Below are 18,171 nucleotides of genomic sequence, written 5' to 3' on the forward strand. Positions count from 1 at the left end.
GGGCCCCGGCGATGACCCACCGGCTGATCCTCGGCGCGCCGGCCCGGCAGCTGCTCGAGGCCGTCACCGCCGACCCGCACGGCGTGGTCTGCGCCCAGGTGCGCGCGCCCGGCGGGCACGGCAAGACGGCACTGCTGCGGGAGCTGGGCGAGGCCCTCACGGGCGCCGGCGCGCGGGTGCTGACCCCGTGGGAGGTCGAGGACGATCCCGGCGGCGACGCGGTGGTGCTCGCCGACGACGCGCACCTGCTGCCCCCCGAGCGGCTGGCGGCGCTGCGCGAGCGGGTCCGCCGCGGCCGGCCCCGGCTGGTGCTCGCCTACCGGCCCTGGCCGCGCCCGGACGGCCTGGCCGAGCTCGTCGACGCGCTGCCCCGGGTCGGTCCGGCGGTCACGCTCACCCCGTTCGGCCCCGAGCAGGTCCACGCCTGCCTGGCCGGGCTGTGGGAGCTGACCCCGGCGCCGGAGGTCGCCACGTTCGTGGCGGCGCAGACGGCCGGCGTGCCCGCCTACGTGATCCGGCTCGCCGCGGCCCTCGCGGCCAGCGGCGGCCGGCACGGCGGCGCCCGGCTGGAGGTGTCGGCGGCCGCCCTGGCCGGGTTCACCGCCGAGCTCGACGAGCTCGACCCCGACGTGCGGCGCGCCCTGCTCGCCGCCGAGGCCGGGCTGGGCCTGCACATCGACCTGCTCGGCGCGCTGCTCGGCCGCGGCCCCGACGGGGTGGCCGCGGTCCTCGCCGCGGGCCGCGCGACCGGCCTGGTCGGCCGGGACGGGCAGCTGGTGCCGATCGCCCGGCAGGCCCTTGCCGCGCTGACCCCGACCGCCGACCGGGTGGCCGTCTGGCGGCGCCTCACCGAGCTGCAGCTGGACCGGCGCGGTCCGGTCCTGCCGCTGGTGCGCGCGCTGCTGCGGGCCGGCCCCGACGGGTCCGACCGGTCCGGCGGCACCGACCTCGCGGCCGCGTTCGAGGCCGCCGCCGAGGAGGCGCTGGACGCCGAGCCGGCCCTCGCCGCCGAGCTGTTCGCGGCCGCGGCCGCCGCCGGCCGCCCGACGCTGGTCCGTCAGGCGCAGGCGGCGGCGCTGGCCGGTGACCTCGACGGCGCGCTGCGCCTGGCCGACCAGGTCGTCGCCGATCCGGGCTCGCCGGAGCGGGCCGAGGGCGCGCTGATCGCGGCGACCGTGATCGCGCACCGGGGGCAGCTGAGCCGCAGCGCCGAGCTGTACCGCTGGTCCAGCCACGGCCCGTCGTTCGCCTTCGCCGCGATCGGCCTGCTCGGCACGGGCCGGCCGGCCGAGGCGGAGGCGGCCCTGCGCGAGACGCCGCCGGGCGGCCCGCCGACGCTGCTGAGCAGCGCGGCGGCGCTTATGGCGCGCGGCGTGCAGGCGTCGGTGACCGGCACCGCCACCGGCGCGCTGTCGACGCTGGTGCAGGCGGCGGCGCTGCTGGAGTCGGCCGGTCCCGCCGTACCGCTGCCGGACAGTCCCGCGGCGCTGGCCGGGCTGGTCGCCCTGCACTGCGGCGAGCTGGACATCGGCGAGTCGGTCCTGGACCGGGCGATCGCGTCGCGGGTCGGCGGCGCCCTGCTGGCCGCCCGGCACGCGCTGCTGCGCGCGTGGCTGGAGCTGGTCCGCGGCAACCTGGCCGCGGCCGAGGCGCAGCTCGCCGCGGCGACCGCGGACCACACCCGGCTGGAGGCCCGCGACCTGGTCTTCGCCGCGGCGCTGGGCATCGGCCTGGCCCGCCGGCGCAGCGACCTCGTCGCGCTGCACCGGGCCTGGCCGGGCGCGTGCGAGGCGCTGGTCCGCCATCCGGTCGACCTGTTCACCGTCCTGCCGCTGGGCGAGTTCGCGATCGCCGCGGCCCGGCTGGGCCAGCAGCGCTGGCTCGCCACCCACCTGCGCGAGGCCGACCTGCTGCTGGCCGCGGTCGGCGAGCCGCCGCTGTGGGCCGTGCCGCTGCACTGGAGCGCGCTGCACGCGGCGGTCATCGCCGAGCAGCCGGCGGTCGCCGAGCGGCACGTCACCGCCCTGGCCGAGCACAGCGGGCACAGCGGCTACGCGGCCGCCGCCGCGACGGCCGCGGCGAGCTGGCTGGATGTGCTCAATGGCCGGGTCGATCCGGACGCGGTCGAGGCGGCCGCGCGCGGGCTGCACGACATCGGGTTCCGCTGGGACGGCGCCCGCCTGGCCGGGCAGGCGGCGATCCGCACCACCGACCGGCGGGCGATGACCGCGCTGCTGGAGTGCGCCCGGCTGCTGCAGGGGCGCGGCGCCGGGAGAGCGGGTGCGGTCGCGGCCGAGCCGGCCCCCGGCGCGCCCGCCGACGAGCCGGCGCTCAGCGCCCGGGAGCTGGAGGTGGCCCGCTTGGTCCTCGACGGCCTGACCTACCGCGAGGTCGGCGACCGGCTGTTCATCGCCGCCAAGACCGTGGAGCACCACATGGCCCGGATGCGCCAGCGGCTCGGCTGCGCCAGCCGCGCCGACCTGCTCGCCCAGCTGCGCGTGCTGACCACCGGCGGGGAGGGCGGGTCGTGACGCTGCGCCGGCGGCACGCCGTGCTGCTCCTCCTCGCCGTCATGTGGGTCTTCGGCACGTTCCAGGGTGGCCGCGCCGCCCTCACCCACTTCCAGGACCGGGCGACCGCGGTGGACCTGGTCGAGCCCGCCGGGCCGGTGATCGCCGCCCTGCAGGAGGAGCGCCGGCTCACCGCGCTCGCCCTGGCCGGCGCCGGCGACCTCGACCGGCTGGCCGCCCAGCGGGCCCAGACCGACCTGCGGGCCGACGCGCTGCGCCGCTCCGCCGACCGGACCCGGGTGGCGTGGACCGGCCCGCGCGCCGCCGGCCTCGCCGCGGGGCTGCTCGACCGGCTGGCGGCGCTGCCCGCCACGCGCACCGCGGTCGACGCCCGCTCGGCCGACCCGCAGCGGGCCCTCGCCGCCTACACCGACGCCGTCGACGCCGCGTTGCGGCTCACCGGCACGCCGTGGCCGCGCACCGACCAGGCGGCCGCCGAGCGGCAGCGGGCGCTGGCCGGGCTGGCCCGCGCCGGCGAGCTGCTGGCCCGGGAGGACACGCTGGTCGCGGCCGCGCCCGGCGGCCTCTCCGACGCCGACCGGGCCGCGCTGGAGCGGCTGGCCGGCGCCCGGCGGGTGCAGCGGGCCGACGCCGTCGCCGGGCTGGCCACGCCGGACCGGGCCCGGCTCGACGCGGCGCCCGAGGCGGGGCTGACCGGGGCCGAGGACGCGCTGCTGCGCGGCGGTGCCGGGGCAGCGGGCGCCGCGGGCTGGCGGGCGGCGGCCGGCCCGGCCCTGGCCGCCGTGCACGACGCGGTCGCCGCCGGGGTGCGCGACGGGGCCGGCGCCGCCGCGCCGGCCGGCGTGTCCGCCGTCATACAGGCGGGGCTGTTCACCGGGCTCGGGCTGGTCGCCATCCTGGCCGCCGCGGCCCTGTTCCGGCGCCGCGACGCGGCGGCCGGCGCCAGGGCCGACGACGGCACGGCCGCGCTGCTGCTGCGGCTGAGCCGGCGCAACCAGGCGCTGCTGCACCGGCAGCTCGCCATCCTGGACGACCTGCAGCGGCACGAGGGCGAGGGCACCGACCTGGGCGCGCTGTTCCGCGCCGACCACCTCGCCACCCAGCTGCGGCGCAACGTCGAGAAGGCGATCCTGGTCACCGGGCACGAGCCGGGCCGCCGCTGGCGCCGCCCGGTGCCGGCCGTCGACGTGGCCCGGGCCGCGGCGTCGGCGGTCGAGCGGTACATCGCGGTCATGGTCGCCTCGGTCGACCCCGCCTGGCTCGCCGGGCCGGCCGTCGGCGACGTCACCCACCTGCTGACCGAGCTCATCGACAACGCCACCCGCTACGCTCCCGGCGACGCGACCGTGTGGGTCACCGGGGAGCTGGGCCTGACCACGTACACCGTCGCCGTGCAGGACCGCGGCCCCGGCCTGGCCCCGGACGAGCTGGCCGCCGCCCGCGACCTGATCGACCGGCCCTACCGCCCGTCGCCCACCGGCGAACCGGCGCCGACCGGGCTGCAGCTGGCCGGCCGGCTGGCCCGCGCCCACGACATCGAGATCGAGCTCGACGCGGCGCCGCGGGGCGGTACCGTCGCGCGGGTCCGGATCCCGATCGGACTTATGATCCTCGATGCACCGGCGGAGGAGTCGATATCGGTGGAGGACGGCATGGACGACGAGGATCTGCTGCGCCCCGACGGTCTGCCGACCCGCCGGCCGCGGCCCGTGCCGGCCGCCGCGGCGGGTTTCGTGCGGCGCCGCCCCGACGGCCCCGATGGCCCTGACGGTCCGGACGGCGGGCCGGTCGACCGGACGGCCCGCTTCCGCGACCGCCTCGCCGCCCGCGGGCCCCGGCCCGGCGAGTCCGACGAGAACCGGCCGACCATGGAACTGCCGGTCCAGCACTCCACAGTGGACGAAAACGCACATCCGTAGGAGGACGCACATGACGCAGCCGGCGATCGCACCGGCCTCGGACCTGCACCGGTTGCTCGACGACCTCGTCGAGCGGGTGGAAGCCGCGGAGCTCGCCGTGCTCCTGTCCGTGCACGGGCTGCCGGTCGCCACGTCCGGTACCGTCGACGAGGAGACGGCCGCCTTCATCGCCGCGACCGCGTCCGGGCTCCACGCGCTCGCCGCCGCAGCCGGCCGGCAGCTCTACGGCGGGGCCGCGTTGCGCACGTTCGTCGAGATGGAGCAGGTGCTGCTGACCGTCGAGCCGGCCGGCGAGGGCGTCCTGCTCGCCGTCGCGTTCGCCGGCGCGCCCGACCCGGAGCTGGTCAACGGCCCGGTGACCGAGACCGCGGAGCAGGCCGCCCGGGCGCTGCGCAGACTCTTCCCGGCCGGCGGTGACGCCCCATGACGGCCCTGCCCGACCTCGCCGACGAGGTCTGGTACGACGCGGACGCCGGCCCGGTGGTCCGGCTGTTCGCGGTGACCCGCGGCCGGGTCGCCCCGAACACCACCGACCTCGACGTCGCCGACGTGGTGACCGCCGGCGCCGCGCCGACCGGCCTGGAGGACCTGCACCCGGAGCAGTCGGAGATCCTGCGGCTGTGCGCGCGCCCGGTGTCGGTCGCGGAGGTCGCCGCCCACCTCGGCGTGCCGCTGAGCAGCGCCCGGGTGCTGCTGTCCGACCTACGCGGCGCCGGGCTGCTGGTCGCCGGCCCGGAGCACCCGGACGGCGCGCCGTCGGACCTGCTGCTGGGCAAGGTCCTCAGCGGCCTGCGTGAACTGTGAAGGAGCCCGTCCCGGTGTTCGACAACCTCACCGCCCTGCTGCGCCGCCCCGACCGGAAGCTCGTGCTGGGCGTCGGTGGCGGGGTCCTCGCCACCCTGCTCGGCACGGCCGTGCTGGTCGCGGCGTTCCTGTGGCCGTCCGGGCCGGCGGAGACGCCGGCCGAGGCCGGGTCGGCGTCGTCCGCGGGCCCGGCGCCCGGGCCGGCCACCGGCGGCGGCCAGGCGGGCACCGCCGGGCAGGGCCTGGGGTCGATCTCCCCCGGCGCGTCGCCGCCGGCGTCGTCCCGCCCGGCGCCCGGGTCCAGCGGCCCCGGCGCGGGAACCTCGCGGCCCGCCGCGCCGGTGCCGCTGACGGCCCGGTTCGCCAAGGGCGCCGACGGCGGCCTGGCCGGCTACTCGGCCTCGATCGCCGTCGCCAACCCGGGGACGGTGGCGGTGAACGGCTGGACCGCGAAGCTGACCCTGCCGCGCAACAGCCTCAGCGTCACCGAGGTGTCCGGCGCCACGGTCACCCACGACGGGTCGGTGTGGACGTTCGTCCCGACCGCCGACACGGCCCAGGTCACCGGCGGGCGCACCGTGACCGTGTCGTTCCGGGTGAGCGGCGCCGCGCTGCTGGACGCCACGCCGACCGCGTGCACGATCGACGGGAACCCGTGCCAGGGCCTGTGATCCGGGCTTTCAGCAGGTGCCGTCGCAGGCCAGGACCTTGAGCGCACATCGAATTGTGGTTTGGCGAGGGTACCCCGGGGAAGGTCAAGGGCCCGTGATGCGCGCCATCGTCATCGAGCGGTTCGGCGGACCGGACTGCCTGGTCTACAAGGACCTGCCCGAGCCCGAGCCGGCGGCCGGCCAGGTCGTGATCGACATCAAGGCCTTCGGCATCAACCACGCCGAGCTGCACATGCGCCGGGGCGAGCGGGCCGAGGCGGCGCCGGTGAGCGGGATCGAGTGCGTCGGCCTGGTGAAGTCCTGCCCGGGCGGGGAGTTCCCGGTCGGAGCCAAGGTCGCCGCGCTGATGGGCGGCCTGGGCCGGACCATCAACGGCAGTTATGCCGAGTACACCCGGGCGCCGGTGGAGAACGTGGCGCTGATCGAGTCGGAGCTGCCGTGGGCCCAGCTCGCCGCGATCCCGGAGACCTACGCGACCGCCTGGACCTGCCTGTTCCGCAACCTGGAGATCGAGGCGGGCCAGACGCTGGTCATCCGCGGCGGTACCTCCTCGTTCGGCCGGGCCGCGATCAACCTGGCGGTGAACGCCGGCGCCCGGGTCATCGCCACCACGCGCCGCCGGGAGCGCTTCGCCGCGCTGGAGGAGCTGGGCGCGGAGCGGGCCGAGCTGGAGACCCCGCACCTGTCCCGGAGCATCGCCGAGGCCAAGCGCCTGGACGCGGTCCTCGACCTGGTCGGCAACAGCACCATCCTGGACTCCCTGGACCTGCTGCGCCGCGGCGGCCGCGCCTGCCTGGCCGGCTGGCTGGGCGGCCTGGACCCGATCCCCGACTTCAACCCGCTGCTGCAGATGGCCAGCGGCGTCTACCTGACGTTCTTCGGCAGCTTCGTCTTCGGCACGCCCGGCTTCCCCCTGTCCGACGTCCCCTTGCAGGCCATCGCCGCCGACGTGGCCGCCGGCCGCCTGCGCGCGAAGCCGTCCCGCGTCTTCGCCTTCGACGAGATCCGCGCGGCCCACCGAGTCCTGGAGTCCGGCGAAGCCGGCGGCAAGATGGTCGTCGTCAACGCCTGATGGCCCCTCCCCTTTCGCTGCTCGCGGCGGGCATCCCGGCCGGCTTTGTATACTGATCGGGAATCTTGATATCATCGCTACTGTGCGAACAATCATTGATGTGGACGACGAACTCCTCGAGGCCGCGCAGGCCGAGCTGGGGACGGCGACCAAGAAGGATACGGTCAACGAGGCACTGCGCTACGTAGCCGAGCGTAAGGCCCGTTCGCGGGCCGTGCTCGACGATCCGTTCCTCCTCGGCGGGTCCGACCTGACCGACACCGAGATCATGCGCGGCGCCCGGCGGTGACGACGCTCTACCTCGCAGACACCTCCGCCTATACGGCCGCCCGTCGGTCGCCTGCGGCCGAGACCCGACTGCGGACCCTGGCGGCCAACGGCACGCTGGCCACCTTCGTCACGATCGATCTGGAGCTCGGCTACTCGGCCCGGACGCCGGACGAACACCGGGGCATCTTCCGGGTGCGCGGCCAACTTGTCCAGCTCGCCAACGCCGACGAGATCGCCCTGCGTGCCCGCGAGGTCCAGGCATTGATGGCGACCCGCAGCCAGCACCGCGCCGCAGGCGTGGTGGACCTGCTCACCGCTGCGGCCGCCGAGCACTATGGGGCTTCTGTGCTGCACTACGACGCCGACTTCGACCACATCGCCGCGGTGACGAGCCAGCCCGTCGACTGGATCGCCCCGAGAGGGTCGCTGGCGTAAGGCACCTCCGGGCGATCGCCTGGACCGAGCGGGCCGGGGTTGGCTAGACCTCGATGATGGGCCAGGCCTTGCCGAGGATGGACTCGAGCTGCTGCGGCAGCGAGGTATAGACCGCGACCGAGTGGCCGGCCGCCGCCAGCGCGGCGTGGCCGGCGCCGATCCGGCCGGCGCGCGCCGCCATGCCGCCGATGATCGGCAGGTCGTCCGGGCCGTTCACGTCGGTCCGCGGCTCGTCGACGCGCACGACCGGCAGCCGCCGGAGGACGCGCAACAGGTCGAACTCCTCGAAGCGCAGGGCTTGGTACGCCTCCAGCAGGCAGGTGCTCGGGACCGCCACCGCGAAGCCGTCCTCGGCCGCCCGGAACAGCAGCTCGCCGACCGGGTCGGCGCCGTGCACATACGCCATCACGGCGCCACTGTCGAGCACCGCCCCGACGATCACCGGCCCGGCTGCCAGTCGGCCGGCAGGACGCCCTCCGCCTGCAGCCGGCGCACCGTCTCGTCGCGCACGTCGCCGGGCACCCGCAGCCGGTCCCGCAGCGCCGCGGCCTCGGCCGGGTCCGGCGCATATTCCCGGTGGCCGGCCCCGGCCAGCGCGTCCTGCATCCGCTCGACGAGCTGCCGGCGCCGCAGCGCCTCCGCCACATACGCCGAAACCTGGCCGGCCGGCAGATCCCGCAAGGGCCCCGCGACGTCGTCCGGCAGCGACACCGTGATCCTCAGCGTCATACCGTTGAGCCTACATCAGTATGAACATCCGGACGAGCGGCTAGCGGGCGCAATACCTGCCGTCGGCTACGTGGCGCCCACCCTGCGCTTCCCAACACTCTGGGGCGGCCACGATCGGCAATCACGTCCCACCCGTTGGGCGCCGCACGGCGCAGCGACCGGAAGTCTCCGTGATCATGCACAACTGGCACCGACACCAACGGTTTTTCATGATCACGGATTGCTGATGTACCCCCGTGTACCACAAGTCTCCGGGATCATGGCAAACCCGGTGCGCGGCCACCGCGCGCATCATGATCACGGAGACATACGGCCGGTCCGGCCGCGCGGATCGGCGGTTGCGCCCGACGGGTGCGACATCCGCACCGGTCCGCATCGCCGCGCCGGTCGGGGTCGGCGGCGATGATCGCTTGTGCGCCATCGGTAGCGACCGGCGCCCGGCCTGCGACGGCCGCCTGACAGCGACCGGCACGACATACACCACCAGCGGACGTGACTTAGCGGGCTGCGGACAGGTAGGCGCCGATGAGGGCGGCGGCGCGGGCCGGGGCCTCGTTCTCCCAGGTGTGCCCGACGCCGTCGAGCAGCAGCAGGGTGCCGCGTGGCAGTTCGAGGGCCATCGCCAGGGAGTCCCCGGCCTGGACGACGGGATCGGCGCGGCCGTGCAGGACCAGAGTCTCGGCCTCGACCGCGGCCAGGCGGCCGCGGGTGTCGAAGCCGGCCACCGCGGCGAAGCGGCGGGCCAGCGCGGCCGGGTCCGCGGCGTGAGCGCCGGAGGTCACCGCCGCGATGGAGGCGCTGCGGGCGGCGGCGGGGGCGGCGAACCGGTCCGCGAGGCGGCGAGCCGTCTCCGGGTCGCCGCCGGCGACGCCGGTCAGCAGTGCGCCGGCCTCGTCCGGCAGGCGGCCGGGGGCGAGCGGGTGCCGGCCCGTCGCGGCCAGGACCAGCCGGTCGAGCAGCGCCGGGTGGCGCAGCGCGAAGGTCTGGGCGACCATGCCGCCGTACGAGGTGCCGAGCACGTGGGCGCGGGACAGGCCGAGGGCGCCGAGCAGCGCCGCAAGGTCGTCGGCGAGGTCGTCGACGGTGTAGGGCTCAGCCGGGTTGGTCGTGCCGCCCCGGTCGCGCTGGTCGTAGGTGATGACCGTCCAGTCGCCGGCGAGGTGGCCGACGAGGTTGTCGAACAGTTCCTGGCCGACCTGGAGGCCGTGGACGAGCACGAGGGCGGGGCCGCGCCCGTGCCGGCGGTAGCTGGTGCGGGTGCCGTTGACGGCGACGGTGTCCGAAATCATCGGTGCTGCCTTTACGAGATCGCCGGTACCCCGGGGAAAGGGCTTTCCCCCGGGGTACCGAAAAATTCACCAGATCTTGCGGGCGTTGGCGTCGGCGATCAGCTCGCGGATCGGGATGAGCTGCTTGGCGCCGATCGTGCCCAGCATCTGCTGGGACATGTGGAAGCCGAAGTCCTCGGCGACCAGCTTCTTGAACGGGCGGGCGAGGATGTTGTGCGTGGCCCAGCGGGAGAACCGGGGGCGCTTCATGATGAACTCGGCCAGCTCCCAGGCGCGGGCGAGGAGCTGCTCGCGGGGCAGCACGTCGCTGACGATGCCGTACTGCAGCGCCTCGCGCGCCGGGATCGCCTTGCCGCCGTAGATGTGGTAGGCCGCCCGCTTGGGCCCCATCAATGCCTGCAGCACGAGGGCCTGCCCGTCGCCCGGCGCGCTGCCGGCCAGGAAGTGCGGGTCCATGAAGTCCGCGTCCTCGGCGGCGAGCGTGATGTCGCACAGCATCGCGAACTCGGTGTGGATGCCGGGGCCGTTGACCGCCGCGATGGTGGGGATGTCGAGGTTGTTCACGAAGCTCTCGATGAGCTTCCAGCCGTCGTACGTCTGCTGGAAGATGTAGTCGGACTCCTCCTCGACGATCGGCTTGCCCCAGGTCTGCTTGGGGTCGCCCTGAAACCAGGTCTCGCCGGTCGCGGTGATGATGAGGACCTGGTTCTCCGGGTCGTTGCCGACGTCCTGCCAGACCCGGCTCCACGCGTTGTGCGCGGCCCAGTTGTGGATGTACGGCCCGTCGTCGGTGTGCAGGCGCAGCTCGATGACGCCGTTCTCGCGGCGCATCTTGAAGAACGCCGCGTACTTGCGCGAATACTCCTCGAAGGAGACGGGCGGCACGTGGCCGGCCCAGGTGCCGCCGTACTCATCGGACATGGAGGGCTCCCGTTGGTCGGGTCCGAGCGACGGCAAGCCGCCGCTTAACGAGACATAATCGTCTCATTAAGCGCCCGGGCCGTCAACCCTCAGCGCGGGATCAGCCCGTCGAGGACCGTGGTCACCACCCGCTGCGCGAGCTCGCGGGTGAGCGGGCGGCGGTCCCGCATCACCGACAGGTAGATCGGCGCGGCCAGCATCGTGTTGAGGAACGGCACGTCCATGGCCGGCAGCTGGCCGGAGGCCACGGCCCCGTCGATGCGCCGCTGCAGCACGGCGAGCCGGGCCTGCAGGACCTCCTGCCCGAGCTGCCGCACCGGGTCGTCGTCCGCCGCCGTGATGGAGGCGTTGATGATCGCCCGGCCGACCGGGGTGGCGAGCGTGTCGCCGATGCCGCACAGCAGCTCGACCAGGTCGGCGCGGATGTCGTGCGTGTCCGGGGCGAACACCGACATCTCGGCGAAGCGCAGCAGGGCGGCCCGGATCAGGTCGTCGCGCTGCGGCCACTTGCGGTACAGCGTCGCCCGGCCGGCGCCGGACAGCTTGGCGACCGCCTCGTAGGTGACCGCGGCGACGCCGTGCCGGGCGATCAGCTCCACGGTCGCGTCCAGCACCTGCTCGCTCACCCGCGCCGTGCGGCCGCCCGGCCGAGTGCGCGGCGTCGCTTCGGATACACCCTCGGTCACGCGGGCCAGGATACGTCTCCCTAGGGGCGGCGCACGTCGACCAGCGGCCGGGTGGTGGCGCCCGGCTCCCGGGAGCGCTGCCGGGCCAGGAACGCCGCGCGCAGGGCCGGGTCGGTCACGATGTCGATCACGGTACCGGCGAGCGCGGCCGCGCCGTCGAGGGCGGCCCGGTCCGCGGCCGGCGTGGCGGCGTCGAGCCGGAACTGCTCGGTGTGCGGCATGCCGGTCACCCCGAGCACCCCGATCATCGGGTGGATCGCCGGTACGACCTGCGAGACGTTGCCCATGTCGGTCGAGCCGGCCCGGGCGCCCGGGCGGCGGGTGACGGTCCGGCCGGTCGCCGCCACGTTGCGATCCCAGGCCGCGGCGAGATCCGGGTCCTGCACCACGTTGGCGTACAGCGGCTCGGCGTCCCGCCACGACCACCCGCAGCCGGTGGCGACGGCGCCGCCCTCGAAGCAGGCCAGCACCCGCCGCTTGCCGTCGCGCAGCAGGTCCAGGTCGGGCGAGCGCACCTCGACCCGCACCAGCGCGGACGCGGCGATCACGTTCGTGGCCTCGCCCGCCTCGGCGACGAACGCGTTGAGCCGGATCCCTTCGGGCAGATGCTGGCGCAGCAGCCCGATCGCCACCAGCGCGATCGTCGCCGCGTTGCCCGCGTTCACCCCCAGCTCCGGCTCGCCCGCCGCGTGGGCCGCCCGGCCGGTGAACGTCACGTCGAACCGGTCGACGGCCTGCGAGCGGATGTCCGCGCACGAGATGTCGGCGCCGGGCGCCCCGTGCACCATGAGCGAGACGGTGCTGTCCTCCCAGGCACCCGATGCCAGCATGACGGCCTTCCCGCCGCCATGTTCTTCCGCGGGGGTACCGAGCAGCTTCAGCCGAATCCCGAGCGCGTCGACGAGCGGCGCCAGCGCGACGGCCGCGCCCACCCCGGCCGCCGCGATGATGTTGTGGCCGCAGGCGTGGCCGATGCCGGGCAGCGCGTCGTACTCGGCGCACAGCGTGACCGTGAACTCCCCGTCCCCGGCCACCGCCTCGACCGCGGTCGGCAGCCCGTATGCGCCGGCGGTGGTCCGCAGCCCGGCCGCCCGCAGCACCCCGGCGACCCGGGCCGCGGCCCGATGCTCGTCGAAAGCGAGCTCCGGATCGGCATGGATCTCCCGGCTGAGCGCGACCAGCCGCTCCTCCCACGCCTGCAGCGTCCGTTGCGCGGCCTCCCGCGCCGCGATCCGATCCTCGGTCATCTCAGACTGTCTCCTCACTGGTGATGGCCCGATCGGCCGGCCCGGGACGGGCGTCGCCCGCCGGGAGCCGGAACCGCCGGACGAGACCGACCATGGCCAGGGTCAGCACCGCACACACGGTCCAGACCACGAAGAACGCGGTGGGCGTCGACTCCCGCACGGCCCGCCCGTCGACCGTGACCTGCGCGACGAACGCGGACATGACCAGCGCGAACACCGCGCCGGCCACCGCGCCCGCGACGGTGCGGGCGGTGTTGTAGAGCGCCGAGGCGATGCCCACCGAGTCGGCCGGCGCGGCGCGGACGATGACCGCGGGCAGGGCGGCGAGCACGACGCCGTTGCCGACCGCGCCCAGGGCGAGGGCGGCGGCGAAGAGCGGCCCCGAGCCCGAACCGGCGATCTGCAGGCCGAAGCAGGCCGCGGCGGCCAGCCCGCCCGCAGTGAGCGTGGGCAGCGGGCCGCGCCGTTTGACGATCGGGTCGGCGACGACGGTGCCGGCGAACGCCGCGAGGGCGTACACCAGGATCACCCCGCCGGCGGCCCCGGCGCCCAGGCCGAGGCCGTAGCCGAGGGTCCGCGGATCGCCCTGGACCCACACGAAGCTCGGGGTCTGGCTGCCGTACAGCTCGGCACCGAAGAGGAACGCGGCGAACAGCGGCAGCCCGATGCCGCCGCGGGTGATCAGGTGCAGGTCGACCAGCGGATCGGCGGTCCGGCGCTCGACGGCGACCCAGGCCGCGAGCAGCAGCAGTCCGAGCAGTACCCCACCGGACGACGTGAGATCCGTCCAGCCCGACGCGGGCGCCCGGGACACGCCGCCGAGCAGTGCGAGCAGGCCCGCGCCCAGCAGGGCCCCGCCCAGCCAGTCGACGCCGCCCGTCCGGCGCACCGTCGTCTCGGGCACGAGCGCGAGCACGACCGGCACGCAGGCCGCGATGAAGACGGCGGGCACGGCGAGCACCAGGTGCAGGTCGTGTGTGGCGTCGTACAGCAGCCCGGAGCCGGCCGAGCCCAGCGCCGCGCCGAACGTCAGCGCGGCGACGAGGAAGCCGATGCTGCGCCCGGTCCGCCGCTCGTCGCGGTTGCGCACGATCGCGAACTCCAGCGGCAGAAACGCCGCGAGGGGCGCCTGCAGGGCGCGGCCGGCCAGGAACACCGCGAAGTTCGGGGCCAGCGCGACGGTGAGGGAGCCGGCGGCGACCAGGGCCGCGGCGACGGCCAGCAGCCGGCGGTGCCCGTGGACGTCGCCGAGCTTGGCGATGATCGGCACGCACACGGCGGTGCCGAGCAGGTACATCGCGCTCACCCAGTTCAGCGCGGCGCTCGACACGCCGTACTCGGCCCCGATCGCGGTGAGCAGCGGCGAGAGCCAGCCCTGCAGCATGCCGCTGCCGAGCTCCATCACGACCAGGAAGCCGACCGCGCCTCCCGACCGGCGTTGCGAGGTGTCCATCGGCACTCCTCCGCGCAGGTGACAGCATCCATTGCGGAGGTGGATGCTAAGGACCTCGTATTCGCTCAGCATCGGATCGCAGGATTTTGGCCGAGAACGCTCACTCCGTGCAGGATTCCGCCCTGGAGCCGGTGGATCTCCGGCTCATTCACGCGCTGCAGGTCGCGCCGCGGGCCCGCTGGGCGGCGCTGGCGCCGGTGGTCGGGGCCGACGCGGTCACGCTCGCGCGGCGGTGGGAGCGGCTGACCCGGGCCGGCATCGCCTGGGTGGCCGGCATTCCCGGGCCGCCGCTGCGCGGGGTCACGGCGATGCTGGAGGTCCAGTGCAGCCCCGCCGCCACGCTCGCGCTGGCCGAGGAGGTGGCCGGCGACGCCGAGGCGTTCACCGTCGACCTGACCTCGGGCGCGCGGGACCTGCTGGTCCTGGTGACCGCCGATGACATGACCGCGCTCAGCGCGTACGTGATGGAGCGGATGGCCGGCTTCCCCGCCATCCGATCGACCCACACGCACCTGATGTCGACCGTGTTCACCGAGGCGGCCCATTGGCGCCTGCGGGCGCTCAGCGGGGCGGAGGTGGCCGCGGTGCGGCGCACGGCCGCGGTGCCGCGGCCGGGCCGGGGGCGGATCGACGCGGGGCTGGAGGCGGAGCTGCTGCGCGAGCTGGCGTTCGACGGCCGGCTGGGGGCCTCCGTGCTCGCCCGCCGGCTCGGCACCGGCGAGCGGCGGGTGCGGGAGGGCATGGCCGCGATGCTGGCGAGCGGGCGGCTGGAGATCCGCACCGACATGGCGAAGACGTCGTCGGGCCGGCCGGTGCACGCGTGGTACTTCCTCAAGGTGCCGGCGGCGATCATCAACCAGGTGGGCGCGGCGCTGAGCCGGATCAACGAGATCCGCCTGGCGGTGACCGCGATCGGGCCCTACAACCTGGTGCTGTCGGTCTGGATGCGCAGCCTCGCCGACGTCCAGGGGCTCGAGGTGATGATCGAGGAGACCCTGCCCGGGGTGGCGATCAGCGACCGGTCGGCCGTGCTGCGCACCGTGAAGAACCTCGGGCACCGCCTCGACGCCACCGGGCGATGGACGGGTCAGGTGGTCCCGGTCGCCGCGGTGCGCGCCCCGCGCGGCTGACCCGCCCGGGCCCGCAGCAGCGGCGCCAGGCGGTGCGGCACGAGCTGGCGCATGGCCAGCGAGGTCTGGGTGCGCTGCACGTCCGGCGTGGCCAGGATCTGCCCGGCGATGCGGTACAGGTCGTCGGCGTCCCGGGCCACGACCGCGACGAGCAGGTCGGTCGGGCCGGACAGTCCGATCACCTCGACGACCTCGGGGATCGTCGCCAGCGCGGCGGCCACCTCGTCCAGCCGCCGCTGGGTCACCTCGACCGTGACGTAGGCGCTGAGCGGGAAGCCGATCGCGGCCGGGTCGATGCTGCGCTCGAACGAGCGCACCACGCCGCGCTCGAACAGGCCGGCCAGCCGGGCCTGCACGGTGTTGCGGGTGACGCCCAGGTCCTGCGCGAGCGCGGACACGGTGGCCCGGGGGTCCGCGCACAGGGCCAGCAGCAGCCGGGCCTCCAGTGTGTCCATTCTGCTCACCCCAGGCGGTCGTGGATCCGGTGGTACCGATCAAATTGCTCCATCTTAAGGCCAGCAATTGCGCGATTACCCCGCCCGGGCGCATTCTCGGCGGCACATTGCTCGCAGAAAGCAGGTGCCGCGATGACCGCGACTCCCCTGTCCCCGCCCCGCCCGGCCGGGCCCGGCGACGACGCGGCCGTGCTCGCCGCCATCGAGCGGCGGGTGCTCTGGCTGTCGACGGCGATGATCCACCACGCCAACGCGGTGCGGCCGAACCCGTCCGGGCTCAAGGTCGGCGGCCACCAGGCGTCGAGCGCGTCGATGGTCTCGATCATGACCGCGCTGTGGTTCCGGTACCTCACCGCCGAGGACCGGGTGTCGGTCAAGCCGCACGCCTCGCCCGTCCTGCACGCGATCAACTACCTGCTCGGTGAGCTGGACGAGGGGTATCTGACCAGCCTGCGCGAGTTCGGCGGGCTGCAGAGCTACCCCAGCCGGGCCAAGGACCCCGACCCGGTGGACTACTCCACCGGCTCGGTCGGCATCGGCGCCACCGCGCCGATCTGGGGCGCATTGGCCCGCCGCTACGTCGCCTCGCACTTCGGCCAGCGGCGGGGCCGGCAGTACTCGCTGGTCGGCGACGCCGAGCTGGACGAGGGCGCGGTCTGGGAGGCGGCGCTGGACCCGCTCGTGCGGGAGCTGGGCGAGGTGGTGTGGATCGTCGACGTCAACCGCCAGTCGCTGGACCGCATCGTGCCCGGCGCCGGCGTGCAGCGGCTGCGCGAGATGTTCGCCGGCGCCGGCTGGCAGGTGCTGACCGTGAAGTACGGCCGGATCCTCACCGAGCTGTTCGGCCGGCCCGGCGGGGAGCACCTGCGCCGGCGGATCGACGACATGGACAACAACGAGTACCAGCGGCTGCTGCGCTGCCAGCCCCAGGAGCTGCGCCACCGGCTGCCCGGCGAGGGCCCCGGCGCGCCGGCGATCGCCGAGCTGCTCGCCGGCCTCGACGACGAGGCCCTGCGCGCCGCCGTGCGCAACCTGGGCGGCCACGACCTCGACGCGCTCGGCGAGGCATTCGACGCGATCGACGACACGCGGCCGACCGTGATCCTGGCGTACACCATCAAGGGCTATCGGCTCGCCACCGAGGGGCATCCGCAGAACCACTCCACCCTGCTCACGCCGGTGCAGCTGGCCCGGCTGGCCGACGATATCGGCGCCGACCCCGACCGGCCGTGGGCCAGGTTCGCGCCCGGCAGCCCGCAGGCACGCCGCTGCGCGGACACCGCCCGGGCACTGCGGCGCGCGCCGGTCCCGGCGCCGGCCCCGCCCGGCCTGCCGGCCGACCTCGGCCGGACGCCGACCGGCGTCAGCTCCACCCAGACCGCCCTCGGCCGGACCCTGCTCAACACCGTGCGCGCCGCCCCGGGCGCGGCCGGGCGGATCGTCACGGTCAGCCCCGACGTCAGCTCCAGCACCAACCTCGGCGGCTGGATCAACAAGGTCGGGATCTGGTCCCACGACGAGCGCAGCAACTGGTTCGCCGACGACGCGGAGACGCTGCTGCACTGGCGGGAACGCCCGAGCGGGCAGCACATCGAGCTGGGGATCGCCGAGACCAACCTGGTCGGCCTGCTCGGCGAGCTCGGCGCGACCTGGAGCCGCTGGGGCCAGCCGCTGATCCCCATCGGCGTGCTCTACGACCCGTTCCTGGAGCGCTGCCTGGAGCCGTGGTCGTTCGGCATCTACGCGGGCGGCCAGTCGATCCTGGTCGGCACCCCGTCCGGGGTCTCGCTCGCGGCGGAGGGCGGCGCGCACCAGTCGATCAAGACCCCGTCGATCGGCCTCGAGCAGCCCGGCTGCGTCGCCTACGAGCCCGCGTTCGCCCTCGACACCGAGTGGATGCTGCTGGCCGCGATGGCCGCCGTCGGCCGCGCCGACGGGCACTCGACCTACCTGCGGCTGTCCACCCGCCCGGTCGACCAGGCGCTGGCCGCCGTGCCGGAGGACCCGGCCGCCCGCGCCCGGCGGCGCGAGCACGCGCTGGCCGGCGCCTACGCCCTGCGCCGCTCGCCGGCACCGGCCGCGACGATCTGCGCGATGGGCGCGGTGGTCCCGGAGGCCCTGTCCGCCGCCGACCGCCTGGCGGAGCAGGGCTTCGGCGTCGACGTGGTCTGCGTGACGAGCCCGGGGCTGCTGTTCCGGGCCATGCAGGCGCGGCGCGGCCCGACCGGCGACCCGGCCTGGATCCTCGACACGGTCTTCCCCGCCGCCCGGTCCGCGCCGCTGGTCACCGTGCTGGACGGGCACCCGCACACCCTCGCGTTCCTGGCCGGCATCCGCGGCGTGCCGGCGACCCACCTCGGCGTCTCCCGCTTCGGCCAGTCGGGCGCCCTGCCGGACGTGTACCAGTACCACGGCATCGACGCGGCGTCGATCGTCCGCGCCTGCCTCGACCTCGCCGACTGACCAGCCAGCCACCCGGCCAGCCACCCGGCCAGCCACCCTGCGGCCGGCCGCTTGCCGGCCGCGGCTTCTGTTCCGATTGCAGGCGTTTATCGGGGT

Annotated in this window: 18 protein-coding genes; 10 read left to right on the forward strand and 8 right to left on the reverse strand. The window is 75.3% G+C overall.

The annotated features are described in order from the left end of the window. Positions 1–11: 11 nt before the first annotated feature. The 8 genes from ACQPXD_RS39825 to ACQPXD_RS39860 all read left to right on the forward strand — a co-directional run bounded on the left by ACQPXD_RS39825 (position 12) and on the right by ACQPXD_RS39860 (position 7,702). Positions 12–2,531: a LuxR C-terminal-related transcriptional regulator gene (locus tag ACQPXD_RS39825; RefSeq protein ID WP_432827444.1), complete on the forward strand. Its 2,520-nt coding sequence runs from the start codon at positions 12–14 to the stop codon at positions 2,529–2,531. Further along, the gene (locus ACQPXD_RS39830; protein WP_432827446.1) at positions 2,528–4,450 is read left to right on the forward strand and encodes a sensor histidine kinase; all 1,923 of its coding nucleotides are present in this window, start codon (positions 2,528–2,530) and stop codon (positions 4,448–4,450) included. The genes ACQPXD_RS39825 and ACQPXD_RS39830 overlap by 4 nt, the downstream gene beginning before the upstream one ends. Before the next feature lie 10 nt (positions 4,451–4,460). After that, entirely contained in the window at positions 4,461–4,877 is a 417-nt protein-coding gene (locus ACQPXD_RS39835; protein ID WP_432827448.1) for a roadblock/LC7 domain-containing protein, read from the forward strand. Further along, complete coding sequence (locus ACQPXD_RS39840) at positions 4,874–5,254, forward strand: DUF742 domain-containing protein (RefSeq protein ID WP_432827450.1); 381 nt, start codon at positions 4,874–4,876, stop codon at positions 5,252–5,254. Before ACQPXD_RS39835 ends, ACQPXD_RS39840 begins: the two co-directional genes overlap by 4 nt. Positions 5,255–5,268: 14 nt before the next feature. Next, positions 5,269–5,925, forward strand: a complete 657-nt coding sequence (locus ACQPXD_RS39845) for a cellulose binding domain-containing protein (protein WP_432827452.1) — start codon at positions 5,269–5,271, stop codon at positions 5,923–5,925. A gap of 97 nt (positions 5,926–6,022) precedes the next feature. Then, positions 6,023–6,997, forward strand: coding sequence for a zinc-binding alcohol dehydrogenase family protein (locus tag ACQPXD_RS39850; protein ID WP_432827454.1), 975 nt, complete (start codon positions 6,023–6,025; stop codon positions 6,995–6,997). 82 nt (positions 6,998–7,079) lie between these two features. Then, a complete protein-coding gene (locus tag ACQPXD_RS39855; protein ID WP_432827456.1) occupies positions 7,080–7,286 on the forward strand; it encodes a type II toxin-antitoxin system VapB family antitoxin in 207 nt (68 codons plus the stop codon). Then, positions 7,283–7,702: a PIN domain-containing protein gene (locus tag ACQPXD_RS39860; RefSeq protein WP_432827458.1), complete on the forward strand. Its 420-nt coding sequence runs from the start codon at positions 7,283–7,285 to the stop codon at positions 7,700–7,702. The genes ACQPXD_RS39855 and ACQPXD_RS39860 overlap by 4 nt, the downstream gene beginning before the upstream one ends. 43 nt (positions 7,703–7,745) lie before the next feature. On the opposite strand, the gene ACQPXD_RS39865 is transcribed toward ACQPXD_RS39860, so the two are convergent. The 7 genes from ACQPXD_RS39865 to ACQPXD_RS39895 all read right to left on the reverse strand — a co-directional run bounded on the left by ACQPXD_RS39865 (position 7,746) and on the right by ACQPXD_RS39895 (position 14,027). Further along, the gene (locus tag ACQPXD_RS39865; protein ID WP_432827460.1) at positions 7,746–8,129 is read right to left on the reverse strand and encodes a hypothetical protein; all 384 of its coding nucleotides are present in this window, start codon (positions 8,127–8,129) and stop codon (positions 7,746–7,748) included. A gap of 11 nt (positions 8,130–8,140) precedes the next feature. Then, entirely contained in the window at positions 8,141–8,431 is a 291-nt protein-coding gene (locus tag ACQPXD_RS39870; protein ID WP_432827462.1) for a hypothetical protein, read from the reverse strand. A gap of 497 nt (positions 8,432–8,928) precedes the next feature. Further along, positions 8,929–9,720, reverse strand: a complete 792-nt coding sequence (locus tag ACQPXD_RS39875) for an alpha/beta fold hydrolase (RefSeq protein ID WP_432827464.1) — start codon at positions 9,718–9,720, stop codon at positions 8,929–8,931. A gap of 66 nt (positions 9,721–9,786) precedes the next feature. Beyond that, complete coding sequence (locus ACQPXD_RS39880) at positions 9,787–10,641, reverse strand: enoyl-CoA hydratase/isomerase family protein (protein ID WP_432827466.1); 855 nt, start codon at positions 10,639–10,641, stop codon at positions 9,787–9,789. Between the two features lie 89 nt (positions 10,642–10,730). Beyond that, a complete protein-coding gene (locus ACQPXD_RS39885; RefSeq protein ID WP_432827468.1) occupies positions 10,731–11,327 on the reverse strand; it encodes a TetR/AcrR family transcriptional regulator in 597 nt (198 codons plus the stop codon). Between the two features lie 20 nt (positions 11,328–11,347). Continuing rightward, positions 11,348–12,574 carry a M20 family metallopeptidase gene (locus ACQPXD_RS39890; protein ID WP_432827470.1) on the reverse strand — a complete coding sequence of 409 codons (1,227 nt, stop codon included), beginning with the start codon at positions 12,572–12,574 and terminating at the stop codon, positions 11,348–11,350. A 1-nt stretch (position 12,575) separates the two neighbouring features. Beyond that, positions 12,576–14,027, reverse strand: coding sequence for an MFS transporter (locus ACQPXD_RS39895; RefSeq protein ID WP_432827472.1), 1,452 nt, complete (start codon positions 14,025–14,027; stop codon positions 12,576–12,578). Positions 14,028–14,134: 107 nt separating this feature from the next. On the opposite strand from ACQPXD_RS39895, the gene ACQPXD_RS39900 reads away from it, so the two are divergent. Continuing rightward, positions 14,135–15,157 (forward strand): Lrp/AsnC family transcriptional regulator, encoded by a 1,023-nt coding sequence (locus ACQPXD_RS39900; RefSeq protein WP_432827474.1) that lies wholly within the window; start codon positions 14,135–14,137, stop codon positions 15,155–15,157. Here the strand turns inward: ACQPXD_RS39900 and ACQPXD_RS39905 are convergent. After that, a complete protein-coding gene (locus ACQPXD_RS39905; protein ID WP_432827476.1) occupies positions 15,115–15,612 on the reverse strand; it encodes an Lrp/AsnC family transcriptional regulator in 498 nt (165 codons plus the stop codon). The genes ACQPXD_RS39900 and ACQPXD_RS39905 overlap by 43 nt on opposite strands. A gap of 132 nt (positions 15,613–15,744) precedes the next feature. Between ACQPXD_RS39905 and ACQPXD_RS39910 the strand changes: the two genes are divergently transcribed. Further along, positions 15,745–18,075, forward strand: coding sequence for a transketolase-like TK C-terminal-containing protein (locus ACQPXD_RS39910; protein ID WP_432827478.1), 2,331 nt, complete (start codon positions 15,745–15,747; stop codon positions 18,073–18,075). Positions 18,076–18,171: the final 96 nt, after the last annotated feature.

Source organism: Dactylosporangium sp. CA-092794 (genome assembly GCF_050948465.1).
Lineage (GTDB): Bacteria > Actinomycetota > Actinomycetes > Mycobacteriales > Micromonosporaceae > Dactylosporangium.